Origin of the sequence: Streptomyces sp. NBC_00078, from assembly GCF_026343335.1 — a bacterium.
Classification (GTDB): Bacteria; Actinomycetota; Actinomycetes; order Streptomycetales; family Streptomycetaceae; genus Streptomyces.
The window spans coordinates 1,595,573-1,621,656 of the sequence record NZ_JAPELX010000001.1 but is presented as its reverse complement, the minus strand read 5'-3'; the positions used below and the strand labels follow the sequence as shown (position 1 = coordinate 1,621,656).

26 protein-coding genes and 7 tRNA genes are annotated in these 26,084 nt (G+C 70.6%); 22 read left to right on the top strand and 11 right to left on the bottom strand.

Features of this window, described 5'->3' with window-relative positions; all coding sequences use genetic code 11:
- Nucleotides 1-47: 47 nt before the first annotated feature.
- Nucleotides 48-866: a TrmH family RNA methyltransferase gene (locus OOK07_RS07530; protein WP_266678099.1), complete on the top strand. Its 819-nt coding sequence runs from the start codon at nucleotides 48-50 to the stop codon at nucleotides 864-866.
- Nucleotides 867-868: 2 nt separating this feature from the next.
- Nucleotides 869-1,261 (top strand): NUDIX domain-containing protein, encoded by a 393-nt coding sequence (locus OOK07_RS07525; protein WP_266795631.1) that lies wholly within the window; start codon nucleotides 869-871, stop codon nucleotides 1,259-1,261.
- A gap of 15 nt (nucleotides 1,262-1,276) precedes the next feature.
- On the opposite strand, the gene OOK07_RS07520 is transcribed toward OOK07_RS07525, so the two are convergent.
- A complete protein-coding gene (locus OOK07_RS07520) occupies nucleotides 1,277-2,650 on the bottom strand; it encodes a serine/threonine-protein kinase (protein WP_266683391.1) in 1,374 nt (457 codons plus the stop codon).
- A gap of 196 nt (nucleotides 2,651-2,846) precedes the next feature.
- Between OOK07_RS07520 and OOK07_RS07515 the strand changes: the two genes are divergently transcribed.
- The 4 genes from OOK07_RS07515 to OOK07_RS07500 all read left to right on the top strand — a co-directional run bounded on the left by OOK07_RS07515 (nucleotide 2,847) and on the right by OOK07_RS07500 (nucleotide 5,438).
- Entirely contained in the window at nucleotides 2,847-3,122 is a 276-nt protein-coding gene (locus OOK07_RS07515) for a DUF8836 family protein (RefSeq protein WP_266678095.1), read from the top strand.
- A 198-nt stretch (nucleotides 3,123-3,320) separates the two neighbouring features.
- Nucleotides 3,321-3,515 (top strand): hypothetical protein, encoded by a 195-nt coding sequence (locus OOK07_RS07510; protein WP_266678093.1) that lies wholly within the window; start codon nucleotides 3,321-3,323, stop codon nucleotides 3,513-3,515.
- Between the two features lie 607 nt (nucleotides 3,516-4,122).
- Nucleotides 4,123-5,061 carry a phosphotransferase family protein gene (locus OOK07_RS07505; protein WP_266795630.1) on the top strand — a complete coding sequence of 313 codons (939 nt, stop codon included), beginning with the start codon at nucleotides 4,123-4,125 and terminating at the stop codon, nucleotides 5,059-5,061.
- Between the two features lie 80 nt (nucleotides 5,062-5,141).
- Nucleotides 5,142-5,438, top strand: a complete 297-nt coding sequence (locus tag OOK07_RS07500; protein WP_266795629.1) for a TFIIB-type zinc ribbon-containing protein — start codon at nucleotides 5,142-5,144, stop codon at nucleotides 5,436-5,438.
- 63 nt (nucleotides 5,439-5,501) lie between these two features.
- Here OOK07_RS07500 and OOK07_RS07495 read toward each other — a convergent pair.
- From OOK07_RS07495 to OOK07_RS07475, 5 genes are all read right to left on the bottom strand, one after another.
- Nucleotides 5,502-5,573: transfer RNA gene (locus OOK07_RS07495), tRNA-Val, on the bottom strand.
- 41 nt (nucleotides 5,574-5,614) lie between these two features.
- Nucleotides 5,615-5,686 (bottom strand) — tRNA-Val (locus tag OOK07_RS07490).
- Between the two features lie 23 nt (nucleotides 5,687-5,709).
- Nucleotides 5,710-5,781 (bottom strand) — tRNA-Val (locus OOK07_RS07485).
- A 1-nt stretch (nucleotide 5,782) separates the two neighbouring features.
- Nucleotides 5,783-5,856, bottom strand: a tRNA-Cys gene (locus OOK07_RS07480).
- A gap of 39 nt (nucleotides 5,857-5,895) precedes the next feature.
- A tRNA-Gly gene (locus OOK07_RS07475) sits at nucleotides 5,896-5,968 on the bottom strand.
- A gap of 178 nt (nucleotides 5,969-6,146) precedes the next feature.
- Here OOK07_RS07475 and OOK07_RS07470 point away from each other — a divergent pair.
- The 3 genes from OOK07_RS07470 (at nucleotide 6,147) to OOK07_RS07460 (ending at nucleotide 8,992) form a co-directional block, all read left to right on the top strand.
- The gene (locus OOK07_RS07470; protein ID WP_266795627.1) at nucleotides 6,147-7,277 is read left to right on the top strand and encodes a chorismate-binding protein; all 1,131 of its coding nucleotides are present in this window, start codon (nucleotides 6,147-6,149) and stop codon (nucleotides 7,275-7,277) included.
- A complete protein-coding gene (locus OOK07_RS07465; protein WP_266795626.1) occupies nucleotides 7,274-8,095 on the top strand; it encodes an aminotransferase class IV in 822 nt (273 codons plus the stop codon). The genes OOK07_RS07470 and OOK07_RS07465 overlap by 4 nt, the downstream gene beginning before the upstream one ends.
- Nucleotides 8,096-8,167: 72 nt before the next feature.
- Nucleotides 8,168-8,992 carry a GNAT family N-acetyltransferase gene (locus OOK07_RS07460; RefSeq protein WP_266795625.1) on the top strand — a complete coding sequence of 275 codons (825 nt, stop codon included), beginning with the start codon at nucleotides 8,168-8,170 and terminating at the stop codon, nucleotides 8,990-8,992.
- Between the two features lie 239 nt (nucleotides 8,993-9,231).
- On the opposite strand, the gene OOK07_RS07455 is transcribed toward OOK07_RS07460, so the two are convergent.
- The gene (locus OOK07_RS07455; RefSeq protein WP_266795624.1) at nucleotides 9,232-9,756 is read right to left on the bottom strand and encodes a DsbA family protein; all 525 of its coding nucleotides are present in this window, start codon (nucleotides 9,754-9,756) and stop codon (nucleotides 9,232-9,234) included.
- A gap of 430 nt (nucleotides 9,757-10,186) precedes the next feature.
- On the opposite strand from OOK07_RS07455, the gene OOK07_RS07450 reads away from it, so the two are divergent.
- Together OOK07_RS07450 and OOK07_RS07445 are read left to right on the top strand one after the other, a co-directional pair.
- Entirely contained in the window at nucleotides 10,187-10,630 is a 444-nt protein-coding gene (locus OOK07_RS07450; RefSeq protein ID WP_266795622.1) for a hypothetical protein, read from the top strand.
- 178 nt (nucleotides 10,631-10,808) lie between these two features.
- On the top strand, nucleotides 10,809-10,961 hold the full coding sequence (locus tag OOK07_RS07445; RefSeq protein ID WP_266678076.1) for a hypothetical protein: 153 nt from the start codon (nucleotides 10,809-10,811) through the stop codon (nucleotides 10,959-10,961).
- Between the two features lie 66 nt (nucleotides 10,962-11,027).
- Here the strand turns inward: OOK07_RS07445 and OOK07_RS07440 are convergent, their stop codons facing one another.
- Nucleotides 11,028-11,588 (bottom strand): CGNR zinc finger domain-containing protein, encoded by a 561-nt coding sequence (locus tag OOK07_RS07440; protein ID WP_266678074.1) that lies wholly within the window; start codon nucleotides 11,586-11,588, stop codon nucleotides 11,028-11,030.
- Between the two features lie 243 nt (nucleotides 11,589-11,831).
- Nucleotides 11,832-12,245, bottom strand: coding sequence for an SsgA family sporulation/cell division regulator (locus OOK07_RS07435; RefSeq protein WP_004002642.1), 414 nt, complete (start codon nucleotides 12,243-12,245; stop codon nucleotides 11,832-11,834).
- A gap of 201 nt (nucleotides 12,246-12,446) precedes the next feature.
- Between OOK07_RS07435 and OOK07_RS07430 the strand changes: the two genes are divergently transcribed.
- From OOK07_RS07430 to OOK07_RS07400, 7 genes are all read left to right on the top strand, one after another.
- Entirely contained in the window at nucleotides 12,447-12,899 is a 453-nt protein-coding gene (locus OOK07_RS07430) for a TIGR02611 family protein (RefSeq protein ID WP_266678072.1), read from the top strand.
- An 87-nt stretch (nucleotides 12,900-12,986) separates the two neighbouring features.
- Nucleotides 12,987-13,058, top strand: a tRNA-Val gene (locus tag OOK07_RS07425).
- A 450-nt stretch (nucleotides 13,059-13,508) separates the two neighbouring features.
- Nucleotides 13,509-14,798 carry an ABC transporter substrate-binding protein gene (locus tag OOK07_RS07420; protein ID WP_266795620.1) on the top strand — a complete coding sequence of 430 codons (1,290 nt, stop codon included), beginning with the start codon at nucleotides 13,509-13,511 and terminating at the stop codon, nucleotides 14,796-14,798.
- Between the two features lie 36 nt (nucleotides 14,799-14,834).
- Nucleotides 14,835-15,800, top strand: a complete 966-nt coding sequence (locus OOK07_RS07415; protein WP_266678068.1) for a carbohydrate ABC transporter permease — start codon at nucleotides 14,835-14,837, stop codon at nucleotides 15,798-15,800.
- The gene (locus OOK07_RS07410) at nucleotides 15,797-16,693 is read left to right on the top strand and encodes a carbohydrate ABC transporter permease (RefSeq protein ID WP_266678066.1); all 897 of its coding nucleotides are present in this window, start codon (nucleotides 15,797-15,799) and stop codon (nucleotides 16,691-16,693) included. The genes OOK07_RS07415 and OOK07_RS07410 overlap by 4 nt, the downstream gene beginning before the upstream one ends.
- A gap of 10 nt (nucleotides 16,694-16,703) precedes the next feature.
- Nucleotides 16,704-17,294: a hypothetical protein gene (locus tag OOK07_RS07405; RefSeq protein ID WP_266795619.1), complete on the top strand. Its 591-nt coding sequence runs from the start codon at nucleotides 16,704-16,706 to the stop codon at nucleotides 17,292-17,294.
- A 145-nt stretch (nucleotides 17,295-17,439) separates the two neighbouring features.
- Nucleotides 17,440-20,178 carry an exo-rhamnogalacturonan lyase family protein gene (locus OOK07_RS07400; RefSeq protein ID WP_266795618.1) on the top strand — a complete coding sequence of 913 codons (2,739 nt, stop codon included), beginning with the start codon at nucleotides 17,440-17,442 and terminating at the stop codon, nucleotides 20,176-20,178.
- 93 nt (nucleotides 20,179-20,271) lie between these two features.
- Here the strand turns inward: OOK07_RS07400 and OOK07_RS07395 are convergent, their stop codons facing one another.
- Complete coding sequence (locus OOK07_RS07395; RefSeq protein WP_406311304.1) at nucleotides 20,272-22,668, bottom strand: SCO7613 C-terminal domain-containing membrane protein; 2,397 nt, start codon at nucleotides 22,666-22,668, stop codon at nucleotides 20,272-20,274.
- A 66-nt stretch (nucleotides 22,669-22,734) separates the two neighbouring features.
- Between OOK07_RS07395 and OOK07_RS07390 the strand changes: the two genes are divergently transcribed.
- Both OOK07_RS07390 and OOK07_RS07385 read left to right on the top strand, forming a co-directional pair.
- A complete protein-coding gene (locus OOK07_RS07390; protein ID WP_266795616.1) occupies nucleotides 22,735-23,181 on the top strand; it encodes an SRPBCC family protein in 447 nt (148 codons plus the stop codon).
- Between the two features lie 39 nt (nucleotides 23,182-23,220).
- Nucleotides 23,221-23,292, top strand: a tRNA-Val gene (locus tag OOK07_RS07385).
- A 74-nt stretch (nucleotides 23,293-23,366) separates the two neighbouring features.
- Here the strand turns inward: OOK07_RS07385 and OOK07_RS07380 are convergent.
- Complete coding sequence (locus tag OOK07_RS07380; protein WP_266795614.1) at nucleotides 23,367-24,092, bottom strand: 3'-5' exonuclease; 726 nt, start codon at nucleotides 24,090-24,092, stop codon at nucleotides 23,367-23,369.
- A gap of 169 nt (nucleotides 24,093-24,261) precedes the next feature.
- On the opposite strand from OOK07_RS07380, the gene OOK07_RS07375 reads away from it, so the two are divergent.
- Nucleotides 24,262-24,828, top strand: coding sequence for a DUF4365 domain-containing protein (locus tag OOK07_RS07375; RefSeq protein WP_266795613.1), 567 nt, complete (start codon nucleotides 24,262-24,264; stop codon nucleotides 24,826-24,828).
- Nucleotides 24,825-26,060: a hypothetical protein gene (locus OOK07_RS07370; protein ID WP_266795611.1), complete on the top strand. Its 1,236-nt coding sequence runs from the start codon at nucleotides 24,825-24,827 to the stop codon at nucleotides 26,058-26,060. Before OOK07_RS07375 ends, OOK07_RS07370 begins: the two co-directional genes overlap by 4 nt.
- The last annotated feature ends 24 nt before the right edge of the window (nucleotides 26,061-26,084 follow it).

The window sequence follows — 26,084 nt, the reverse complement described above, 5'->3', positions numbered from 1 at the left end:
GTTCCCAGCCGTTGGCACCGCACCCAGGACAAGGCAGTATCACCCCTGTGGCCGATCTCATCACCGTTGAGGATCCCGACGACCCCCGCCTGCGCGACTACACGGGCCTGACCGACGTCGAGTTGCGCCGCAAGCGCGAACCGGCGGAGGGCCTGTTCATCGCCGAGGGCGAGAAGGTCATCCGCCGGGCGAAGGACGCCGGGTACGAGATGCGCTCGATGCTGCTGTCCGCGAAGTGGGTGGACGTCATGCGCGACGTCATCGACGAACTCCCGGCCCCCGTGTACGCGGTCAGCCCCGACCTGGCGGAGCAGGTCACCGGCTACCACGTGCACCGCGGCGCGCTCGCCTCCATGCAGCGCAAACCCCTGCCGACGGCCGCCGACCTCCTCCAGACGACCCACCGGGTGGTGGTCATGGAGTCGGTCAACGACCACACCAACATCGGCGCCATCTTCCGCTCCGCCGCGGCCCTCGGCATGGACGCGGTGCTCCTCTCCCCGGACTGCGCGGACCCCCTCTACCGCCGCAGCGTCAAGGTCTCCATGGGCGCGGTCTTCTCCGTCCCCTACGCCCGACTCGACACCTGGCCCAAGGGCCTGGACTCGGTCCGCGAGGCAGGTTTCACGCTCCTCGCCCTCACCCCCGACGAGAAGGCCAGGTCCCTCGACGAGGCCGCGCCGCACAGGATGGACCGCGTCGCCCTGATGCTCGGCGCCGAGGGCGACGGCCTGTCCACCCAGGCCCTGGTCGCCGCCGACGAATGGGTCCGCATCCCGATGTCCCACGGCGTCGACTCCCTCAACGTGGGCGCGGCAGCCGCGGTCGCCTTCTACGCGGTGGCCACCGGCCGCCCGCAGGGATGACCATGGCTCAGCGGGAGGCGATCGTCGCCGTGCTGCGCCGGGCCGGCCGGGTGCTCGCCGTCCGACGCGGCCCCACCGTCTCCCGTCCCGGGTACTGGCAGCCTCTCAGCGGCAAGGTCGAACCGGGGGAGACCCAGGAACAGGCCCTGGTCCGCGAGGTCATGGAGGAGGTGGGCCTCACCGTCTCCCCGGGCGCGAAGGTCTGGGAGTCGGAGACCGACGACGGTCACTTCCGCCTCCACTGGTGGACGGCGGACGCGGACAGCGGAGAGATCGTCCCCGACCGCGTGGAGGTCGCCGAGGCTCGCTGGGTCACCCCGGAGGAGTTTCTGGCCCTCACCCCGGTCTTCGACGGCGACCGGGAGTTCTTCGTACGAATCCTGCCGGACCTGTGACGCCCCACCCCACCGTCAGCCCGTGACGCGGCCCGGCTCCCCGAGCTGCTCATGGTGCTGCTGCCGTACGACATCGGCGTCACCGCCCAGCCCCCGCGCCGGCCCCTGACAGCCCTGGGCGGCGGCGATGCCGAGAGCCACGAGCAGTGTGACGACGACGAAGACGAACAGCCGTTGCCGCAGCAGCCGAGGATTGGCCGGCCTGCGCCCCGTCCCCGTGGTCCTGGGCCCCGGACGACCGGTACCGCTGCGCGGCGCGGGCCGGCTCCCGCTGCCCGAGCGTGTCGTGTGCCGCGAGGCAGGCGTCGGCCGTGACCCAGAGCGCTGGGACGCTGCCGGACCACTGCGGGAGGCGCTTCCGCCCCGCGAGGGAGCAGCCCCGCCCCGGACCGGCGAGGACCCGCGTGGCCCGGCGGAGGCACCCCGCGGCGGCGGAGTCCCGTGCGGGCCCGGGGGCCGGCGCTGTTCGCGCTGCTGCTCCGGGTAGGTGTCGGCGAGCCGCCCCGTGGGCCGGTCGGCCTCAGCCGAGCGGGGCGCGGGCGGACGCGGGTCGGGGAGTCCCTGTGTCTCCCGGGCGGCGATCTCCTTGAGCCGCAGTGACAGTTGCAGCGTGCTGGGCCGCTCCTCGGGATCCTTCGCCAGACACGCCCGCACGAGCGGGGCCAGCGCGTCCGGCACACCGTGCAGCTGCGCCTCTTCGTGGACGACGCGGTAGAGCATCACCTCGGAACTGCCATGTCCGAAGGGTGAATCGGCCATCGCCGCGTACGCCAGGGTCGCCCCCAGCGAGAACACATCCGTGGCCGGGGTGACGGCGGCACCGCGCACCTGCTCCGGTGCGAGGAAGCCGGGGGAGCCGACGGCCGTACCGACGTGTGTCAGCGTGGACGCCCCGGTGGCCCAGGCGATACCGAAGTCGATGATCCGCGGCCCCTTCGGGGACAGCAGGATGTTGGACGGTTTGAGATCCCGGTGCACGACGCCCGCCTCGTGCACGGCGACGAGCCCCTCCGACAGGGCGGCACCGACGGCCGCGACGTCGGCCGCGCTCAGGGCTCCCCCGTCGGCCACCTTGTCGTGCAGCGAGGGCCCGGGCACGTACTGGGTGGCGAACCAGGGCCGGTCCGCATCGAGATCGGCCGCGACCAGCCGGGCCGTACAGCCGCCCCTGATCCGTCGCGCAGCCGAGACCTCGCGCGCGAACCGAGACCGGAACTCCTGGTCCTCCGCCAGATCCGGCCGGATGACCTTCAGCGCGACCCGCTGCCCCTTCTTGTCGGAGCCCAGGTACACGACGCCCATCCCGCCCGCGCCGAGCCGTCGGTGAAGCCTGAACGAGCCGACGACGCGCGGGTCCTCGCGCCTCAGGCGCATCATCGCCATGTTCATCCCCGCTGCCCGGTCCGTGTGACGTGGCACAGCTTACGTTTCCACGGCCGCCCACGCGCAGAGGCCGCGCCCTCTCGGCCCGATGGATTGTCAGTGCCGGGTGGGAGACTTGAAGAGTGGTCAGGGAGCCGGTGAGCAGGCGGATTTCGGTCGGTCCATGACCCCAACCACCCATCGCAGAAGGGGGATTGAACACGTGAAGGGTGATCGCGTGGAAATAGTCGTGGATGCGGGGGACACGACCCGCACATACGAGGTGGTGGCGAGCAGAGCGGGCCGCCGGGTGGAGACAGCGGTACGCCGAGGTGTCGTGGAAGTGAGCGAAGTCACCCGCAATGGCTCCGTGGTCCGCACGGCCCGCTTCATGGCGAACCGAGTGCTGGCCCTGGTCGAGCAGCCGATACCCCGGGAGGACAGCTCAGAAAGGCCCGGACACTCCGCGCGTCCCCTCCGGGAAGACCCTGAGACCTAGGTCCACGTCTCCACCCAGGGGAGTACTCCCCTGGTCATGGCTCATCCTCCGGGAGGCCCGGCAATCGGTACGAGGGCATGACGTGCGACAAGCGCCGGACGCCTAGATTTGAGGTCAAGCGGCGGGTGCAGCACTCGTCCCCCGAGGTCAGACACCCGCCGCTGCCAAGGACAACTGAGAACGGTCAGGAGAGGGACCATGGCCCTAACGGCACCGCGGACACTGATCCGCACCCAGGAGAGAAACACACTCCGCCGCCGAACAGGCCGTCGCCACCCGCTGGTGGCGACACTCATGGCCCTTCCCCTGGCGGCCCTGCTCTTCTTCGTCTTCGACGGCTGGGAGACAGTGGCTACACAGGCGTCGTCCGTGGGTGTGATGCTGGGGCGCTGAGCGGCGACCCCAGGCCCGGAAGAGCGGTCCGGGCGGGGACATCCACCCATGAAACCCCGTGGGGACGGGGGTGCGGCGGACGGCAAAAATGCCGGCGCAGCTGGGGAGCTGCGCCGGCATTGCTTTGCCCGCACACAGTCGAAAACGCGATCACCTTCCCGAACCCTGTCCGCACACGCCGGCCGGTCCGGCGTCTGTGGACCAGAACATTCCAACCGACGAGGACGCTTCATCCCGAGTTCCCACTTGCCTGCGGGGGCGGGCGCTTCTGGGTGTGGGTCGGTGTCTTTCAGTCTGTCCGGCGTTTGCGGGCGAGGATGTTCCGTCCCGAGTTCCCACTTTCTGGGCGTGGGCCGGTGTCTTTCAGCCCGTCCGGCGTTTGAGGACGAGGCCGTTCAGGCCGATCGGGGTCCGGGGCGGAGCCCCGGGAGGGGTGCAGGAGAATCGGTCTCCGCCGGGTCGAAGGGGCAGCACCCCTGGCGATGGGACGGTTGGGGCCGGCAGGGGCGAAACCCGCCCTGTCCCGCTGCAGCGCCGGGCGCCCAAGACCCCGCCGCCCTCCCCCCCCGTACCCTCACGACAGACCCGCACCGCCCCAGGGAGCCCCGTGACCGCCACCCCCTTGCTCGCCGCCCTCACCGCCCGAGCCAAGGCCAAGGCCCACACACGCACCGCCCCCTGCCCCTGCGGCGCGACCACACTCGCCGACCGCCCCGACGCCACCGTCGTCCGCCATGCCGACACCGTCGCCAAGGCCCACGCCCCGGACACCGCCCTCAGCGACCTCACCCCCCGCCTCACCACCGCCACCCACCTCCCCGGCATCCTCCTGCCCCCACTCACCCCGACGCCCGTCGACCTGCACGGCCGCCTCGTCACGTTCTGGCCCTACGGCACCCCCGTCGACCCGGACACCCCCGACGCCGCCCCCTGGGAATCCGCCGCCACCCTCCTCGCCCGCCTCCATCGCACTCCGCCCCCCACCCCACTGCCCCCCATGCGAGGCCCGGCAAAGGCCGCCCGAGCCGTCGCCCGGCTCGGAACAACAGCCCCCATCCACCCCGCCACGGCACCCGTCCTGCGGGCCTGGGCCACCCTCCCCGCCTGGGCCAGGGCCGAGACCTCCATGCCGGATACCACCACGCTGTGCCACGGCGACCTCCACCTGGGCCAGCTCGTCCGCCACCCCACCCCCGACGGCCCCTGGCTGCTGATCGACGTGGACGACCTCGGCACCGGCGTCCCCGCCTGGGACCTGGCCCGCCCGGCCGCCTGGTACGCCTGCGGGCTTCTCCCGCCCGACGAGTGGACCCGCTTCCTGACCGCCTACCGCGCGGCCGGCGGCCCGGCCGTCCCCGCCGACGGCGACCCCTGGCTCGCCCTGGACGTCCCGGCCCGCGCCCTCACGGTGCAGACGGCAGCCCGAGCGATCGCGAAAACGGTCGTGGAGGACCGCTCACTGGACGAGGTCGAAGTGTCCGTGATCGACGCATGTGCCCGAATGACTTCTCTCCCGCCGGAGTTGACCCCGGGATTCGCGAAGTAAGGTGCAACCGACCGCAGCCGGACAGTGTCTGTCCTGGCGTAACGCGAAGCAGGTCCGACCGGCGAGGAGTTGAGCCGACCATGCAGTGTCCGAAGTGCCATGCGCCGATGCACACGTACAACCGCAACGGTATCCAGATCGAGCAGTGCAGCGGCTGCCGCGGGATCTTTCTCGACTACGGCGAGCTGGAGGCGCTGACCCGCGTGGAGTCGCAGTGGTCCCAGCCGGCACCGCCGCCGGGCGCCCCACAGGCGTACCCGGCCCCGCCCGCGCCCGCCTGGGGCGCCCAGCACGGCGGTCACGGCGGCCACTACGGCGGACACCACGGCGGTCACCACCGCCACAAGAGCTTCGGCCACATGCTGTTCTCCAGCTGACCGCAACCACCGGTCCGAGCCACGCAGAAGCCCCCGGCAGCAGGGCCGGGGGCTTTGGGTGTGTGGACGATACTGGGATTGAACCAGTGACCTCTTCCGTGTCAGGGAAGCGCTCTCCCGCTGAGCTAATCGTCCTCGGGACTGCATGTACTGCGTGATCCACATGATCTACAGCGTGCGCGATACTGGGATTGAACCAGTGACCTCTTCCGTGTCAGGGAAGCGCTCTCCCGCTGAGCTAATCGCGCGGGTCGAAGCCTTGCGGCTCCAGTGGACGATACTGGGATTGAACCAGTGACCTCTTCCGTGTCAGGGAAGCGCTCTCCCGCTGAGCTAATCGTCCTTGGAGGTGGAGACGGGATTTGAACCCGTGTAGACGGCTTTGCAGGCCGTTGCCTCGCCTCTCGGCCACTCCACCAGGAGTGCTAGGGGTCGGGAAGATCCCCTTTTTCCTGCGAGCGGACGACGAGGTTCGAACTCGCGACCTCAACCTTGGCAAGGTTGCGCTCTACCAACTGAGCTACGTCCGCTTGTCGTTTCGGACCGCTCTCGCGTCCCGGCGACGAGTTGAACTCTAGCGGATTCCGGGGCCAGCACAAAAACGCGTTTGCGCAGCGTGCTGCGCTGCACCTGCTCACGGACGTGGCCGGGGTCCCCGGAGTGGCATGGCCGGGCCACCTTCACGACACCCGCCCTAGACTCGACTGTGTGCTCCACCTGCCTCCTCTCGCCCGCTTCGGTGATCGCGTCGCCACCGGACTCATGGATGTCACAGGCGATCCCGCGGCCCTCGAATCCACCGGCTTCTGGGCCGTCGTGGCGGACTTCGAGGGCCGGCTGACCTGCGCCCGCTTCAGGGACGTACGTGAGGAGCCCGTGCCCGCGCCGGTACCGGGACGATGGCGGGGGCCCGTGGTCGGTGACTGGACGTCCTCACTCGACCACGCCGCGTACACGGCCGGTGTGCTCAAGATCCGCGAGCACATCGCGGCCGGCGAGGTCTACCAGGCGAACCTCTGCCGGGTGCTGGCCGCGCCCGTCGCGCCCGACGCCGACGTGGACGCCCTGACCGCCCTGCTGGCCCGCGGCAACCCGGCACCGTATGCAGGAACGATCCGGCTGCCGGAGCACGGGGTCGAGACGGCGACGGCCTCGCCCGAGCTCTTCCTCCGGCGCGACGGCCGCGTCATCGAGTCCGGGCCGATCAAGGGCACCGGGCGCACCGAGGCGGACCTCCTGGAGAAGGACTACGCCGAGAACGTGATGATCGTGGACCTGGTCCGCAACGACATCGGACGGGTCTGCGCCACCGGCAGCGTGAGCGTCCCCGACCTGTGCGCGGTCGAGAAGCATCCGGGGCTCGTCCACCTCGTGTCGACGGTCCGCGGCGAGCTGCGCGCGGACGTCGGCTGGCCCGAGCTGCTCGACGCGGCCTTTCCGCCCGGTTCGGTCACGGGTGCTCCCAAGTCCAGCGCCCTGCGGATCATCGACCACCTCGAGACGGTGCCCCGCGGCCCGTACTGCGGCGGCATCGGCTGGGTCGACGCGGACCGCGGAACCGGCGAGCTGGCCGTCGGCATCCGCACCTTCTGGATCGACCGCGCGGAAGGTGTCCTGCGCTTCGGGACGGGTGCCGGCATCACCTGGGGCTCCGATCCCGAGGCGGAGTGGCGGGAGACCGAGCTGAAGGCGGCCCGGCTCCTCGCGGTAGCGTCGGGGACGTACGAGACGAGTGGAGAGGGACAGCAGACGCGCTGTGACGGCCCGGAGGACCACAGCCCCCGGACCCCAGGCCGGTGCGAGGCACCCGGTACGGACTTGCGAGGTAGCGACCAGTGAAGCTTTGGCTCGACGGCGGGCTGCAGGACATCGAGTCCGCCCGCGTCTCCGTCTTCGACCACGGACTGACCGTGGGCGACGGCATCTTCGAGACGGTGAAGGCGGTGGACGGAAGGCCGTTCGCGCTCACCCGGCACCTCGACCGGCTGACCCGCTCCGCGCGCGGCCTCGGCCTGCCCGATCCCGACCACGACGAGGTCCGCCGCGCCTGCGCCGCCGTCCTCGAAGCCAACCCGATGCCCCTCGGCCGGCTGCGCATCACCTACACAGGCGGCCACGGCCCCCTCGGTTCCGACCGCGGCGAGCACGGCCCCACCCTCGTCGTCGCCCTCGGCGAGACCACCCGCCGCCCCTTCTCCACGGCTGTGATCACGGTCCCGTGGACCCGCAACGAACGCGGCGCGCTCACCGGCCTGAAGACGACCTCGTACGCCGAGAACGTCGTCGCCCTCGCCCGCGCCCACGAACAAGGCGCGTCGGAAGCCCTGTTCGCGAACACCGTCGGGCAACTCTGCGAGGGCACCGGCTCGAACGTCTTCGTCGTCCTCGACGGCGAGCTCCACACCCCGCCGGTCACCTCCGGCTGCCTCGCGGGCATCACGCGCGCATTGGCGGTCGAGTGGACCGGCGCCAGGGAGACCGACCTGCCGCTCGACGTCCTGCAGCGCGCGGACGAGGTCTTCCTCACCTCCTCGCTGCGGGACATCCAGGCCGTGCACCGCGTCGACGACCGCGAACTGCCGGGCGCGGCGGGCCCGGTGACCGCCAAGGCCATGCGGGTCTTCGACGAGCGGTCGGGCCACGACCAAGATCCGTAAGAGCCCGCAAGAACATGAAGGCCCGAAAAAAATGAGCAGACTTGGACGTCGTCGGCGGGTACAACACCCCTGATGACCACAACTCTGCGGCCGACCGAGCCGCTTCAGCGCAACGACGATGGCACGCGTTCACGCCGCTTCCAGGTGTGCGTGAACAGCCGACCCGTCGGCACCCTCCATCTCGGCACCTCACCGGGCTTCGGCGACAGGGTGGCCCGCATCGTCGGTCTGCGGATCGAGGAACCGGACCGTCGCCGGGGCCGGGGCACGGTGGCCGCGCTGGCCGCGGAGGAGGTGGCGCGCGGCTGGGGATGCCGGGAGATCGAGGTGGGCGTGCCGGCCGGCGCCGAGGCCGCCCTGCGGCTCGTCGAGGCACTCGGCTACGTCCTGCGCAACCGCGGCATGGAGAAACTGCTCGGCGACACCCCGCCCGCCCTGCCCGAAGGCAGCCGGGGCCGGTCCATGACCGAGGCCGAGTACGAGGCGTGGTTCGCCCACGAGTCCGAGCACTACGCGCGCGTGTGGATGGAACGGGGCGTACCCGAGGCGGAGGCGTACGAGAGGTCGCGGCGCGACCACGAGCGGCTCCTGCCGCAGGGGCGCGCCACGCGGGACATGCACTTCAGCCTCCTCGAACACGAGGGGACGCCCGTCGGCACCCTCTGGGTGGCCCTGCTGGAGGACAAGGCCTACGTCTACGACGTCGCGGCCGACGCCGCCCACCGCGGCCGCGGGCACGGCCGTACGCTGATGCTCCTGGCGGAGGGCCGGGCGATCGCCGCCGGCCGACGCGTGCTCGGTCTCAACGTGTTCGCCGGCAACACCCCGGCCGAGCGGCTCTACGAGTCACTCGGTTACGAGACGACGCAGTACTCCCTGTACAAGTCGCTGCTCTAGTGCCCCGGCAGGCAAGGTTGGCCCGAAAAGCAGCGGCGTCCGGTGCGTGCTCGGGGGTCGTTCTGCGGCCGGAGGCTGGGGGAGTGCCGGGTGTGGGCTCCCGTACTGGACGTAGTTGGGCCTGTGCCCGGTGCGGCGAGTGGGAGCACCTCCCGCGCCCTTGAGGCAGCGGGGGAGTGCGCCGGGCGTCGCGGCGGGGCGGATGCTGCCTGTCGGGGCACTGGACAGGAACCGGGCCGTCAGGCTCCCTGCTCGGCCAGCAGCCGGTCTGCGATCTCCTCGATCCGCTCCCGCAGCCCCTCCTGGCTCTTGCCGCCGTCCAGACGCTCACCGCCGATGACATACGTCGGTGTCCCGGTCACGCCGATCGCCTTGCCCTCGGCCTGGTCGGCGTCGACGATCAGGATGTGCCGGCCGTCGATCAGAGCGGTGTCGAACTCCTCGGCGTCCAGGCCGAGTTCACCGGCCACTTTGACCAGGAAGGGTTCCCCGTCACGGTCCAGCTCCTCGACCCGCCCCAGCACGGCTTCGACGTAGTCCCAGCCCTTCCCCTGTTCGACGGCCTCCTCGGCGGCCTGCGCGCCGGCGAACGCGTGCCGGTGCTTCTCCAGCGGGAAGTGCCGCAGCCGCAGCTCCAGCCGGTCGCCGTAGCGGGCGCGCAGGGCGCGCAGGTCGTCGAGGGCGCTACGGCAGTCGGAGCACTGGAGTTCGCACCACACGTCGAGGACGGGCGCGGCGGGAGGCACGGGGGAGGAGTCGCTCATGACGCCAGTCTCCCAGCTCGGTCACGGTCGTCCCAATCCAGGCCAGGCCGCCCGAACCGCTCCCGGCTGCCTCATCCGGGCCGGGCCGGCTCATGCGGGCCCGGCCGCCCGATCCAGGCCGGGCCGCCTCATCCACCCGCCCCCTGGCCGCCCGGCCACGCCCGGCCACGCCCACCTTCACCCGCGACCTCGATCCGCTTCACCAATGTGGCGATCCGCTTCACCCACGATGCCGATCCGCCACTGGTCTTCCCCTGATCCACGCTCCTGATCCACACCCGGGGGAGTGTCCGGGACCGGCACCTGCGGAGGATCCGACCCGGAGATGTCCCTGATGTCCGCCCGGACCATGGCCGCGCGGGGGCCGGGCGGTGCACGATGGAAGGGACGAAGTGTCCCGTGACCGACTGAGCCCTGCCTGGAGGACCGGATGATTGCCGAGACAGTCTGTTCCGCCCTGTCCGCGGCCGGCCTGGGCATCGCGGCGGTCACCGCGTACCGCAAGCGTTTCCTCTCGGCCGCGCGTATCGCCGCCTACTCGCTCGTGCCCATCGGTCTGGTGATGACGGGCACCGTGCAGTGGCTGGCGGACACCGCCTTCAGCCCGACGGCCTGGGCGGGGTTCGGCGTGCTCGGCGCCGCCTGGCTGCTGTTCTCCACCACCCGCGCGGTGGAGCGCCGCCGTGGTGGCACCCGCAAACAGCGCAGGGAGGCCCGGACGGCGGAGCGGAGCGAGGCGGTCGCCCCGACGGCTTCGGCGCCCTCCATCGGCCCGGGGGCCCGTGCGGCGTCCCGGCCCGCGACCACGCCGCGCACCGGGGCCGCGGACGACTTCAGCGACATCGAGGCCATCCTGAAGAAGCACGGCATATGACCTGCGCATGACCACCGGCATGACGGCTGGCGTGACGACTGAAACGACACAGTGGATCAAGGCTGTGCCGCGAAGCGATCACGACCGGAAGCGGACTTCACGTAATTCGGCGAACAGGCGCTCAATCCGGGCGTGTTGATCGCGCCGGACGTGCTGTCTGCGTCATCATCGCCGCGAGATGCTGGACACGAAACACGGCGATACCGCGCCGCCGAAGGACGAGGCGCGCGGATGCCTCTTCGCCCTTTCCCAGCCACCGCTGATGATCTTCCTTGCGGTGATCGGGTGTCTGCTGCTCATGGCCTCGTTGCACGACCTGCTGATGCTGTGAGCCGTACCCGTGGTCCCCGGCGTCACCCGCCGGGGACCACGTCGACACCACTCTCCGGTCCGGGCGTCAGCCCGCCGCCTCCTTGCGCCGTGCCCGGTACGCCGCCACATGCAGACGGTTCCCACAGGTCCGGCTGTCGCAGTACCGCCGCGAGCGGTTGCGGGAGAGGTCGACGAACGCGCGCCGGCAGTCGGGGGCCTCACAGCGGCGCAACCGCTCCTGCTCGCCCGCCACGACGAAGAACGCCAGTGCCATCCCGCAGTCGGCCGCCAGGTGGTCGGCGACGGAGGCGCCGGGCGCGAAGTAGTGCACATGCCAGTCGTAGCCGTCGTGATCCGTGAGGCGGGGAGTGGTGCCCGCGGCGGCGACCAGCTCGTTGATCACCACGGCGGCGGTCCGGGCGTCCGGCGCCGCGAAGACCGAGGCGAACCGCCCGCGGATCTTCCGCACGGCGGACAGGTCGAACTCCGAGAGCGCCCCGACATCGCTGATTTCGTGGTTTTGCACGAACTCCTCGAGAGCCGCGAGGCCGGGCAGCCCGTCCGGCGTCGCGCCGTCCTCCGGTGCGGTGTTCACCAGATCCACCACGGTGTCGAGCGCGCACCGGGTGTCGTGGGTGATCAGCACGTTTCGCTCCCTGGCCCTGGAGGTCGGGCGGACGCCCGTCCCATGCTGGCCGATGGTAGTGGCTTGCGCCCGGCTGCGGGCGGCTGTGCCGCCGGTACGGCTCCCACGGTCCCCGGTACGGACACCGGCGCCGCCCCACGACGGAGATCGTGGTGACGGCGCTGGTGGCTACCGTATGCAGTTGTCCTGGCCCGAGCCGTCTCCCCGAGTCGACGGCGCCGGGCGGCTTCGTGGTGCCTCGCCCTAGCTTTCCGCCAGGATGTGCGAGAGCTCCTGATCGAGATCGAAATGCCGGTGCTCCGTGCCGGGAGGCACGGCGGCGTCGGTTCGCTTCAGGAAGGACTCCAGAGCCCGCGCCGGGGCTTCCAGCAATGCCTCGCCCTCCGGAGAGCTCAGGGCGATGCACACGACGCCCTGACCGTGGCTGCGCGACGGCCAGACGCGGACGTCGCCGGTGCCGGTGGGCCGGTGGAGGCCTTCCGCGAGGAGGTCGCGTGCGAACACCCACTCGACGGTCTCCTCGGCTCCGGTGTGGAAGGTGGCGTGCACGGCGTAGGGGTCGGCCGTGTCGTACCGCAGGCCTGCGGGGACAGGCAGGGAGGACTCGCTCGACACAACGAGGCGCAGGTGCAGCTCGCAGCTGACCGTGGTGTTCATAAGCGCCAGGGCCTTTCGCTCAGTGTGCGCTCGGGGATTCGCACGTCGGCGAAATCGACATGCCACCTACGGTGCCGTTGTAAACCCCTCTGAGTGTTTTGCGTGCCTTTACGTAACTCTTCCGGCCGAGAGCCCGTTCGCGAGGTTCGGCCATTCCGGTGACTGGTTTCCGCTCCGTAAACCAAGGTAAAGTTTGGCTGTATGGATACGGGGAGTGACCAGCCGGGCGAGGTCGCCGTGGCATCGGACGAGGCGCAGCCGGACGGAGCGAGGGACGAGCAGGGGCTCGGTTCCAAGGCGCCGGCATTCGTCAAGAGGCGTCGCGCGCTGCATCTGAGCTGGCAGGTCGGCGTCTTCGTCATCGGACTCGCGGTCGTGGCCGCCGGCATCGTCATGCTGCCGCTGCCCGGTCCCGGCTGGGTCGTGATCTTCGGTGGCATGGCCATCTGGGCGACCGAGTTCGTCTGGGCCCAGCTGGTCCTCCGCTGGACGAAACGAAAGGTCACCGAGGCAGCCCAGCGAGCCCTCGATCCGGAGGTTCGGCGCCGCAACATCACGCTGACGGCGATCGGCCTCGTGATCGTGGCCGCCTTGGCCGGCGTCTACCTCTGGAAGTTCGGCCTCGTGATGCCCTGGAAGATCAAGGACCAGTGATTCGCGGGAGCGGCGCGAGGGCCCGCCGGCGAGGGTTCGCGCTGTCACAGGCACCCCCTGACATGGGGTAATGTTCTCCCTGCGTCCGGGCGATTAGCTCAGTGGGAGAGCGCTTCGTTCACACCGAAGAGGTCACTGGTTCGAACCCAGTATCGCCCACCCGGATCGACGGCCCGTCTGCGAGAGCAGGCGGGCCGTCGTCGTATGAGCAGGCGCGCTGTCGTCGTATGAGCAGGCGCGCTGTCGCCGTGTGAACAGGCGCGCTGTGGCCGTGTGAACAGGCGGGCCGTCGCCGTGTGAAACAGGCCTGTCGCAGTCGTGTGAACCCCCTCCTGGTGAGCCACCGCGCTCCGGTTGGTCCCGGCCGGCAACGTCCGCGTGCGCAGGGCCAGTTGATGTTCGGCCTGTCGATCGCGCACGCCTCACCTGCGGCGATGCCCCTCCTGCGGCGAGCTCTGTCCCTGAGTTGCCGTCAGCTCGCCAGGCCGGCCCGCGATAAATTCCTGTCCGAATCATTGACGCACCCCGAGGCCCTCCGTAGCTTGTGCCAGCAAGCGCTTACTTGAAACGATTCATGCAGGCACCAACGACGCCGGGGAGGGCCCGACTGTGGGAACCAGCAGGAATGTTGAGAGGCGTACGGTTCTGAAGGCGGCCGGGGCATCGGCGGCCACGCTGGGGCTGGCCGCGACGACGGGCTGCGGCGGCGACAGCGGCACCTCCGCCGATGGGACGGTGACGATCCGTTACTCGTGGTGGGGGGCCGACGAGCGGGCCAAGAAGATCAACCAGACCATCAGGCTCTTCGAGAAGAAGTATCCGAAGATCAAGGTGAAGACGGACTTCCAGGACTACGTCTCTTTCTGGGAGAAGTTCCAGACGCAGGCGGCCGGTGGAAATCCCCCGGACGTTTTCCAAAACGCCGTCACATTCCTTCGGAAGTACGACAAGAGAAGCGTCCTGCTCGACCTCAGGTCCCAGATCGACGCGGGGAACCTGAGCCTGGACAACTTCCGTGCGGGCGTCACCAAGGTCGGCGAGGTCGACGGCAAGCAGCTCGGCGTCCCCGTCGGCTCCAACACCATGGCACTGGTCATCGACAAGAAGGTCTTCCGTAAAGCGGGCGTCGAGCCGGAGACGGGCTGGACCTGGGACGACTACTTCAAGGCCCTCAAGACCATCCATGACAGGACCAAGGTGCCCGGCGACACCGGCTACTTCAGCATCATGTACCTGTACGACCTGTACCTGCGGCAGAACGGAAAGGCGTTCTACACCAAGGACGGACTCGGCTTCGACCGGGCCGATCTGACGGAGTGGTGGCAGGACGGCTACAACCGGACGAAGGCCGGCATCATCACCAGCCCGAAGACCGTCGCGCAGGACCGCCCCAAGTCCTCGCTCTCCGCCGGGCACGGAGCCTCGGAATTCACCTGGGACAACTTCACCGTCCGCTACACGGCCGAGGGCGACAGCGACTACGGCCTCGCGCCCATCCCCACCATGAACGGCAAGGACACCGGGCAGTACCTCGCGTCCCTGATGCTGAGTGCCTCCGCGCGGACCTCGCACCCCAAGGAAGTCGCCCAGTTCATCAACTTCATGGTCCACGACCCCGAGGTCGGCAAGATCATGGGCTACGACCGGGGCATCCTCGCCGCCACCGAGCAGTACGACGCCTTCAAGCCGGCCGACGCGGTCAACAAGGAGATCGCCCAGTACGAGGCGGACACCGCCAAGGCCGGCGTCCTCGGCACGATCACCCCGCACCCCTCCGGCGCCGACACCATCGAGGCCGCTTTCCTGCGCATCGGCGGAGACCTCGGCCTGGGCAAGGTCAGGACCTCGGCCGCGGTGAAGCAGTTCTTCGACGAGTCGCAGGCCGCCTTCCAGGCCTGAGTGGACCTGACCGACCGGAACCGATGGGGAAGCACCGTGACGCTCGTCAAGGACTCACCGCCCGCCACCCGGAAGGCCCGTCCCGCCGCACCCGCCGCCGTCAGACGGCGGGGGCGCCGGGAGAACCTCGCCGGCTATCTCTTCATGTCCCCGTGGATCGCGGGCTTCGTGCTCCTGACCGCGGGCCCGATGGTCGCCTCGCTCTATTTCGCGTTCACGGACTACAACCTCTTCAACAGCCCCAAGTGGATCGGCTTCGACAACTTCACCAAGATGTTCGACGATCCACGGTGGCAGAAGTCGGTCGAGGTGACGGCGAAGTACGTCATCATCGGCACGCCCCTGAAGCTGCTGCTCGCCCTCGGGGTCGCCCTCCTGCTCGCTCAGAGCCGGCGCGGACAGGCCTTCTACCGGGCCGCGTTCTACGCCCCCTCGCTCATCGGCGCGAGTGTCTCCGTCGCCTTCGTCTGGCGGTCGCTGTTCTCCGACAACGCCGTCGTCGACCGTACGATGTCGGTCCTCGGCTTCCATGTCGGCGGCTGGGTCGGCAACCCCGACTGGATCCTCTACTGCCTGGTCGCGCTCACCGTCTGGCAGTTCGGTGCGCCCATGGTCATCTTCCTCGCCGGTCTCAAGCAGGTGCCGAAGGAGTTGTACGAGGCCGCCGCCATGGACGGCGCCGGTCCGCTGCGCCGCTTCTGGAACATCACGCTGCCGATGATCTCACCGGTGCTGTTCTTCAACGTCCTGCTGGAGACCATTCACTCGTTCCAGATCTTCGGCTCGGCCTACGTCGTCTCCAACACGTACTGCGGCCCGGCCGACGCCACGCTCGTCTACACCTGCTACCTGTACCAGCAGGGCTTCAGGAACGCCCAGATGGGCTTCGCCTCCGCGATGGCCTGGATGCTGCTGCTCGCCGTGGCGCTGGTGACCGCCGTCCTGTTCTGGTCGCAGAAGAAATGGGTGCACTACGAGAACAACACAGAGGACGCCCGATGAGCGCCACCACACCGGCCACCACTCCCGCCACCCCGAAACAGCCTGCCGGTCCCGGCCGCAAGCGCGCCGGTTCCCTCGCCTGGCACCTCGGCTCGCTGCTGGTCCTCGCGGTCGTCCTCTATCCCGTCGTCTGGGTGATCGGGGCGTCGTTCAAGCCGAGCAAGGACATCATCAACAGCCTGCGGCTGTTCCCGGCCCATCCCATACTCGAGAACTTCAAGGGCCTGGCCGACGGCATCGCCGACATCTCGATCTGGACCTTCTTCCAGAACTCCCTCCTCTACGCGGGCGGTGCCGTCGTCGGCATCCTCATCTCCTGCTCGCTCACGGCGTACGCCTTCGCCAAGATCAGGTTCGCGGGCCGCAATCTGCTGTTCTCCCTGATGATCGGCACTCTCCTGCTGCCGTACCACGTGCTGCTCATCCCGCAGTACGTCATGTTCCAGAAGCTGCAGCTGATCAACACCTACGTTCCGCTGCTGCTCGGCAAGTACCTGGCCACGGAGGCCTTCTTCGTCTTCCTGATGGTGCAGTTCATGCGGAATCTGCCCCGGGAGCTGGACGAGGCCGCCCGCATCGACGGCTGCGGGCATCTGCGCATCTACTGGTCGATCGTGCTGCCGCTGTGCCGGCCCGCGCTCATCACCAGCGCGATCTTCACCTTCATCAACGCCTGGAACGACTTCATGGGTCCGCTGATCTACCTCAATGAGCCCGGCAAGTACACTGTCTCGCTGGGCATGATGATGTTCCGTGACTCCGACGGCGTCGCAGCCAACTACGGCGGTCTCATCGCGATGTCGCTGGTCGCGCTCCTCCCCGTGCTCCTCTTCTTCCTCGCCTTCCAGCGCTACCTGATCGACGGCATGGCGACCTCCGGGCTGAAGGGCTGAGGCGGTCACCATGGCCGAAGTGCGGGTGAAGGCACGCAAGGAGTCGGTGTTCGCGGAGCGGTTCGGTGTCTTCGCCGAGTGTCTGCTCACCGGCGTGTGGATCGCGGTGGCCTCCGTGGGGGTGGTGACCTATGCCGCCGCCTTCGCCGCAGGGGCGCGGCATCTGCGCCGCTGTGCGACCCATGAGGGCGGCGGCCGACGGGAGTTCGTCGGTGACTTCCGTACGGCCCTGCGGCGCGGGTGGGCCGTCGGGCTCGCCGGGTGGGTCGCGGCCGGACTGGTCTGGGTGGACGTCCAGGCCGTGCGCGCCGGGCTGCCGGGCGGGCCGCTCGTCGGGGCCGGCGGTCTGTTCGCGCTGATCGGTGCCGCCGTGGCCGGGCTGCGTGCGACGGCGGTCTGGGAGCCGGGCGAGAGCTGGCGCGTGCTGCTCGCGGCCGCCGCCCGGCGTACCGTCCTCGACCCCGCAGGATCCTTCCTGCTCGTGGGCGGAGTGGTCCTCGTCGTCTGTTCCGCCCTGCTCATCGCGCCGCTCGCGGTCCCTGTCCTGGGGGCCGTCGCGGCGGCCGCCGTCGCCGTCGAGGAGCGGTACCGGCGTCGCTGACGGGCGGTGCCTCTCGCACCGGGCCGGCGCCGGACGCCACCCGTCTCACTGTCATGCCCCTGACGAACCGGAGGAGTCACGCCAGCTGCACCAGTTGCGCCTTGAACGGAACGACCTCCCGACGGAAAGGAAAGGCTGAACTCTCATGTCTCCCATCCCCCGCAGGTCCCTTCTCTGGGCGGCCGCCCTCGCCGGAGCCGCCGCGCAGTTCAGCTGGGCGCCAGGAGCCAAGGACGCGCAGGCCTCGCCCAGAGCCGGTGCCGCCGCCGATGCCGATCCGGTGACCCTGGACTGGCTGGAGGACGGCGGTCTGGGCGCGGCCCCCGGCTCGACGGTCGGTGTGCCCTGGCCGAAGGGCGCCCATCAGCCCGACCAGACCTTCGCGGTCACGGACGCGGACGGCAAGGCCGTGCCCGTGCAGTCCTGGCCGATCGCGTACTGGCCGGACGGATCCCTCAAGTGGTCGGCCCACGCCCTGAGTTCGGGCTCCGGAAAGCTCACCCTCGCAGCCGGCGACGCGGCCGCCCCCGCCCAGAAGGTCACCGTCCACAAGAGCGGCGGCACCATCGACATCTCGACCGGCGTCATCACCGTGAAGATCGGCAGGAACGGGTCCACGATCATCAGGTCCGTCACCCGTGGGTCGACGGAGATCGCCAAGAACGGCCGGCTCGTCCTCATCCGCCAGCCCGAGATCGAGGACGAGGACCAGGGCACGGTGAAGACCGAGCGCTTCGACGGGGAGATCGGGGCGGTGACGGTCGAGCAGGAAGGGCCCGTCCGCGCCGTCGTCCGTATCGACGGCAAGCACCGCAGGGGCGGCCGCAGTTGGCTGCCGTTCTCCATCCGGTTGTACCTCTACGCCGGTGCCGACTCCTTCCGCATGGTGCACACCATCACCTACGACGGCACACAGGAGCCGGGCAGGGCGAGCGGCGACTTCATCCGTGGGCTGGGCGTGCGCTTCACCGTGCCGATGCGGGACGAGTCGTACGACCGGCATGTCAGGATCGGCGGCGAGGGCACCGGTCTGCTGCGGGAGGCCGTGAAGGGCATCACCGGGCTGCGCCGCGACCCGGGTGCGGCCGTGCAGGCGGCCCAGTACGCGGGGCAGAAGCTGCCCGATCCGTCGACGTGGGACCAGCGGGTGACGTCCCGGCTGCAGTACATCCCGGAGTGGGGCGACTACACCCTCGCCCAGCTCTCCGCCGACGGCTTCACGCTGCGCAAGCGGACCAGGAAGGGGTACGGCTGGATCGGCGCGGGCGGCGGCAGACGGGCCTCCGGCTTCGGCTACGTCGGCGGCGTCAGCGGCGGATTCTCCTTCGGCCTGCGGGACTTCTGGGAGAAGCACCCCGCGCAGCTCGACATCCGCGACGCCCACACCGACGAGGCCGAGGTCACCCTCTGGCTCTGGTCGCCCGAGGCGCAGCCCATGGACCTGCGCTTCTATCACGACGGCATGGGGCAGGACACGTACGCGAAGCAGCTCGAAGGCCTTGAGATCACCTACGAGGACTACGAGCCGAAGTTCGGCACCCCCTACGGCATCGCCCGCACCTCCGAACTCCTCTTCTGGGCCAACGAGTCGACACCGGCCGCCGAGAAGCTCGCCGAACAGGCCGAAGCCGTACGGGTGCTGCCGCAGCTTGCCGCCCCGCCCAGGCAGCTCATCAAGGCCAAGGTGTTCGGACCGGGGCTGTACTCCGAGCCCGACCGCTCCACGGCCGCCAAGGCGAGGATCGAGGACCACCTCGACTTCCTCTTCACCTATTACAAGGACCAGGTGGAGCAGCGCCGTTGGTACGGCTTCTGGGACTACGGCGACTTCATGCACTCGTACGACACCGTGCGCCACCAGTGGCGATACGACATCGGCGGCTACGCGTGGGACAACTCCGAGCTGTCGCCGGATCTCTGGCTCTGGTTCGCGTACATCCGCTCGGGCCGTTCGGACATCTTCCGCTTCGCCGAGGCGCTGACCCGGCACACGGGCGAGGTCGACGTGTACCACCTGGGCGACTGGGCCGGCCTCGGCACCCGGCACGGTGTGCAGCACTACGCCGACAGCGCCAAGCAGCAGCGCATCGCCAACACCACCTACCGGCGCTACTACTACTTCCTCACCGCCGACGAACGCGTCGGCGACCTCATGCACGCCAACGTCGACTCCGACGAGACCTTCCTGGTCCTGGACCCGCAGCGCAAGGTGCGCACCGACCCCTACACGCCCGACCGGCACGCCCTGTCGGTCGGCTTCGGCACCGACTGGAGCGGCCTGGTGTCGGCGTGGCTGACCGAGTGGGAACGCAAGGGCCCCAAGTGGGAGAAGGCCAGGGCGCGCGTCCTGTCGACGATGGAGGGCATCGCCGCCCAGCCCAACGGCTTCGTCCAGGGCAGCGGGCTGTACGACCTCGACACCGGCAAGTTCGCCGTCGCCGCCAAACCCGTGGTCAGCGTCTCCCACCTCTCGGCCGTCTTCGGTCTCAACGAGCTGTGCGCCGAGCTGATCGACCTGGTCGACATGCCGAGGTTCAACGAGGCCTACTTCGACTACTGCCGCTACTTCAACGCCACCAAGGCCGAACAGGCGGCACGCTACGGCCTCAACTTCGGCACTCTGCTGCTCTTCCAGGGCCACTCGCGCCTCGATGCGTACGCCGCCGTCCGGACCGGCGACGAGACCCTTGCCAAGCGTGCCTGGACGAAGTTCTACGACTCCGACGGCTACAAGGAGTCGTCGCCGTGGAAGACGGAGAAGCTGAGCGGGCCGGTCACACTGGTCGCGGGGAGTGAGGCCGCGTGGGTGTCCTCGAACGACACCGCGTTGTACGGCCTCGCCGCGATCGAGAACCTGGCGCTGTTGGGCGACAGGATGCCGTGACGCTCCGCCGGGAGAGCCGGGGAACCGCGCGTGCTTTCGTCTGCCGCTCGGTCGTGGCTGGTCGCGCGGTTCCCCGCGCCCTTTCGGGGCGCTTCAGTGCATGTTCGTCAGGAGGTTCCGTACCCGCCGGGCATCTCGCAGGCGGCGTTCGTATGTTGCGCCCAGGGCGAGCAGGAGCAGGCCGGCCAGGGCGGGCGGTACCCAGCGGGGGAGTGCGCCCGCCCACTGGGCCAGATACGGGGCGAGTTCGTGCAGTGCGTCCAGGACCAGCACCGAACCGCCGAGTACGAGGGGTGCCTGGAGGCGATGGCGGGCGCCCAGCAGGGTGATCAGCAGGGCCGCCGAGCCCAGCAGCAGCGGGCGCGTCCCGTGCGGGTCGTTCCAGGCCGCGGCGAGGCTCGGCAGCAGAGTGGCGGCGAGACCGGCGCCGTACGCCGTCCAGGACGACGCCAGCGGATCGCGGGACCTGCGCCACACGCCGACGCACAGCGCCGTGACGGTGACCGGGAGCGTGTACGCCTCCACGGTGCCGACATCCCAGGCGGCCAGGCGTACCCATGTGGCCAGCAGGAACAGTACGGCCGCCGCGTAGCCGACCGGCCTGCGCTCAGAGCGTACGGCCGTGCCGGCCGCGATCACTGCGCACAGTGCCAGCACCAGGGCGAGCATCTGCGGGGCGGCGGTCGTGAGGCCGATGGCGAGCAGAGCGGCGGTCGCTCCGGTCGCTTCGACCGGCACGCGCGCGCGGGTTTCGCCCAGGCGCGCGGCGAGCAGGGCCGCGGCCACCGGGACCGCCAGGACCAGCAGCGCCGTGTGCTGGGCCTGCCAGCCCGCCGCCGCACCTGTCGCGCACGCGAGCGCGGCGGCGTACACGAGCCCGGCCGGTGCGGTGACGGGCGTGAGGTGCGGCCGCTGCGAGGCGGCCGCGAACAGGGCCGTCAGGACCGACAGCACCGTGAGCGTCGCCGTCTGGGAAGGCAGCGAGAGGAAGGTGAGGAAGACGGAGCTGATCAGGGCGAGAGCGGTGGCTGTCCTCGGCAGAACGAGGAAGGCTGCCCCCGCGAGGGCCGCGGCGGTCGCCGCCCCCTGTAGCAACAGGGCCGCGGAGTAGGGGAGTCGGAGCACGGCCGGCGCGGTCATGACGGTGACCCAGGCGAGGCAGGCCGCGCCGGTCGACGCCCATGGCCGACGGGCCTCGCCGCGGACCAGGAGGGCGAGCACGGCGACGGCCATCGGGCCGAGGAGCAGCTGGCCCGGGTAGGGCGGCCACGGCATGTGGACGGTCACCGCGGCACGCGCGTCCGACGGCGCACCGGACCACGGCTCGGCCGCCCAGCCCAGCGGACCGGGCAGCGCGACCAGGACCAGCGGCACGGCGCAGGCGACGGCGGCCGCCTGCACGGCACCGGAGGCCCGGACGACACCACGCCGTACGGGCTCCGGAAGCCGCACCCGCGCCACCGCCAACAGTGCGACACCGCAGGCCAGATACCCCGGCACGGTCCACCCTCCGGGCAGTGCCGCCCGCAGCACGCCACCGCCCGCCGCGACCAGGAGCAGACCGCCCGCCATCGCGTTGCCCGTCGCCGCGGCCGGATTCGGCAGCTGCCGGGCGGCGCCCAGTGCGATCGCCGCGGCGAGGAGGAGGAGCGCCGCCGCACGGGCGGCGGCGCTCGGGCCGGCCGCGTCGCAGGAGAGCCAGCCGGCCGCCAACGCGCCCCAGGCACCGGCGCCGTAGGCACCGAGGGCGGCAAGGACGCGTACCGTCGTGGTGGTCACGCGGAGCGTCACGCCTGTGTCGAGCCCGGCCGTCACCAGCAGCGCGGCCGTGATCCAGTACGGACCCGACGTGGCCGAGACCGCCCAGCAGAGCAGCGGGAGTTGGGCCGCGGCCAGCGTGGCGGGCAGGGGCAGACGCAGCTCGGTCGCCCGCGGCAGCAGGCCGTAGGCCGCCCAGAGCCCTGCCAGCAGCACCGCGGCGACCGCCGTGTACCCCGCGCCCCCGGTCCCCGCGAAGGCGACCTGGTGTACGGCGTACGCGTCAAGCACCGTCAGAGCCAGCGCCAGACCGGCCACCGACTCGGCCGTCGAACGCAGTCCGCGCTTCAGCAGGAGCACCGGCGCGCCGAGCGCCGCCAACGTGATCGCGCCGAGGACGAGCGCCCGCCCCGCGATCCCCATGTGCCCCCAGCTGACCAGCGTGAACACCATCGCCGCGACGGTGAGCAGGACGCCGCCGAGCAGGAGGAGCACGTTCTGCACGCCGGGCGCCGTGGCCTCCGGGCGGGACGGCCCGACAGGTGACGGCGGCACCGGGCCGGCCGGGCGCTCCGGCTGGAGCGCGGCGACCAACCAGGCACGGCGATGCAGCAACTGCGCCCTGCGGGCGTCGAGTTGCCAGAGCTCGGCATCCAGGAGCCGCAACTCCTCGGCCGGGGGCGGAACATGCGTCATGCCACGGAGTGTGGTCGGCGTCACGTCGTACGACATGAGCGCGGGTACTCAGACGGTACTCAGATCCCGCGCAAACGCCCTGCGCACGGGCACACTCCCCCCATGGACTGGACGCACTACCGCTTCCGCAGCCGATGGGCCCTGCCGGCGCCGCCCGCCACCGTGTACGAGGCACTGGAGCGGGCCGAGGAGTACCCCCGGTGGTGGCCCCAGGTGCGGGAGGTGATCCGGCTCGACGACACCACCGGCGTCATCCGGATCCGGTCCCTCCTCCCGTACGACCTGCGCTTCACCGCCCGTGAGACGCGCCGCGATCCCGCCGCGGGGGTCCTGGAGATCGCCATGTCCGGCGACATCGAGGGCTGGGCGCGCTGGACGATCACCGCGGCCGGCACCGGCACCCTCGCCCGCTACGAGCAGGTCGTCGACGTGCACAAGCCGCTGCTGCGGCGGCTGGCCGTACCGGGGAGGCCGGTGTTCCGCGTCAATCACCGGCTGATGATGCGGGCCGGACGGCGAGGGCTGGCCGCCCACCTTCGAGCGGTTTGAACGAAGCCCGCGGGGACCTGTATTGTTCAGTCCGTTCCCGGGCGATTAGCTCAGTGGGAGAGCGCTTCGTTCACACCGAAGAGGTCACTGGTTCGAACCCAGTATCGCCCACACCCGGGAGAGCGACGTAGGTCCGCAGAATACGCGGACCACGTCGCTCTTTTTGTGTTCTGCGCCGGCTTTCGTCACGCTGCCGCGGGCAGGTCCGGTCGCAGGGGCCACGCGGTGTTCACCACCTCCGGCGTGCCGCTCTTGGCGAACCACGCCTGCAGTCCGCGGGCCTGGGCGGCGTGCCACGTCGTCTGCAGGGTGTGCAGTTCGGCGGGAGAGAGACGTTCCAGCCGGGTGGCGAAACGGCGCCCGAGGGCCCGTACGACGTCCAGCGCGGCCAGAGCGTCCGCGGCCGCGTCGTGCGCGCCCTCCAGGGTGACGCCGTAGTGCGCGCACAGGTCGGTCAGGGTGCGGCGGCCCTTGCGGTAGCGGTCAAGGTGCTTGTCGAGGACGCGCGGGTCGAGCACGCGCAGCGTCGACGCCTCGAACCAGCGGTCGAGCGGCGAGGCGCGATGGCGGCGCAACTCGCGGTCCAGGAGCGTCAGATCGAAGGGCGCGTTCATCACGACCAGCGGGCGGGCCATCGCCGCCTGCTCGGCCAGCGCCTCCGCTATCTCGTACACCACCGGCGCCGGCCAGCGGCCGTTGCGCTGCAGGTGTTCGTCCGTCAGCCCGTGCACCGCCGTCGCCCCTTCGGGGACGGGCACACCCGGGTTGACCAGCCAACGGGACACCCGGGGCCGTGCGCCCGGGGCGTCCTGGACGACGACGGCGGCCGACACGATCCGGTCGGTCTCGACGTCAACGCCCGTGGTCTCGGTGTCGAAAGCGGCCAAGGGCCCCTCGTACCAGCACGTCATGCCAACACAACTCCTCGTTCACCCACGGCAGCTGACGTCCCGTCTTCTGCCTGTTTGGTGATACCCGGGCTGTTTGCGCCGTACGCCGGAAGGACACAACAGGAGTACGGGTCTTTGCAGTTCAGCGGCCCGATACGGGGATTCACTTGGCTTGGAAGGCTGTTTGGTCATGGCGATAGCGCAGCCCGAGCGGGGCGGGCTGCTGCCCGAACGCACGGGGCCCCTTCGCGGCACACTCGCCACCACCGCGTGCATGGAGACACTGCAGGTGGGCTATCTGCACGCCGTCGCCGCGGCGGCCGGCTGCTCGCTGTCACAGCCCTTTCCGGACAACGGCATCGACTGGCACGTCAGTCACGGTTCACCCGGGCACACCGTCGACGACGAGGTGACCATCAAGGTGCAGCTGAAGTGCACCTACCAGGTCCCGCCGAACCCACCGGGCCGCTCCTTCTCCTTCACGCTCGACAACGACCACCTGCGCAAACTCGCGCGCACGCCCGTCTCGGTGCACAAGATCCTGGTCGTGATGCTCGTCCCGAGATCGCAGGACGAGTGGCTTCGGGCCAGCCACGACCGCCTCGACCTGCGGCACTGCTGCTACTGGGTCAACCTCGCCGGGCAGGCGGTCACCGGCCGGACCCGGACCACCGTGCGGATACCGACCTCACGCATCTTCGACGACCGCGCGCTGTGCGAGATCATGACGCGGGTCGGGTCGGGAGGCAGACCATGACGCACCGCCCCCTCGAGGAGCCGGCCCGGCCGGTGAGGCCGCACCCGGACGACATCGCCGCGGCCGCCTGGCACCGTTCTCCCGAGCCCGGCCAGGTCGACCCCGCCGTCCTCAGCGCCCTGCTGCACCGGCACGGCTGGCAGCGCCGCGGCGGAGCCGCCGGACGGTACGGCCGCTGGACCCCGCCCGGCCCCGGAGGCGGCGGGACGAGCCTGCTCGTGCCCGAGAGCCGCGCCTTCCCCGACAGCGACGACCTGCTCGGCGAGGCGCTGCTCGCTCTGACCCGCAGCGGCACGCCCTCCGCGCGCGAGGTACTGGTCGGACTCGCCGTGCCCAGTGACGAGATCCGCTGGTGGCGGGACGCACCGACCGGACCGGCCGACTCCGCGCCCTGGACCGTCGAGGAACAACTGCGCGGCGCCGCCCGCCAGATGCTGCTCGCCGCGGCGCTCGCCACGCGCGCACGTGCGGGCTATTACGGCGTACGGCACCGCCGGGCCGCCGCTGCGCTGCTGGAGAGTGTCCTCGTCGGACCCGCGGCCGGTGACGGCCGGCTCACCGCGTTCGTTCCCGTGGGTACCGGACGGCCGCTCGCCGTACGCCTCCACCAGGCCCTGTACGCAGCCCGCGAGGCCATCGACTACCAGCGGGCCACCGGTGGCATGGACGCCTTCGAAGGCGCCGTCGAGGCGGGTGTGAGCCGGGAGCTGACCGAAGCGTTGATCTCCCTGGTGCGCGGCACCGAGGGGGCCAGGATCGGGGTGGAGTGGGCGCCGGCCGCCGGCGTTCCCGAGGGCTGCGCGGCCACCGCCGAGCCCGTCGAGTTCTCGCCCGGCGACCTGCCGGCGCTGCGCGAGGCCGGGGCCCGCTATCTGCGCGAGGAGCCGTCCGTGCCCGTCCGGATCACCGGCACCGTGGTGCGGATGCGCAGGTCGGGAACGCGCGGCGAGGGCAGCGTACGACTGCGCGTGATCGCGGGAGCCGAGGTCCCGCACGTCCGGATCACGCTGGACGAGGAGGACTACCGCATCGCGGGCCACGCCCACCTCGTGGGACTGCCGGTACGGCTGCACGGGCGGCTGGAGAGCCGGGGCGGCTTCCGGCGGCTGACGGGGGCCTCGGGGGTCGCGCCGGTACAGGTGGAGGAGGCGGAGCGGGACCGGCTGATGAAGTCGCTGCAGGAGAATCTCGACTTCTTCGAGGAGGCGTGCAGCGGGGACGACTGCGACTGATCCCGGACTGGTCTTCTCGAAGGG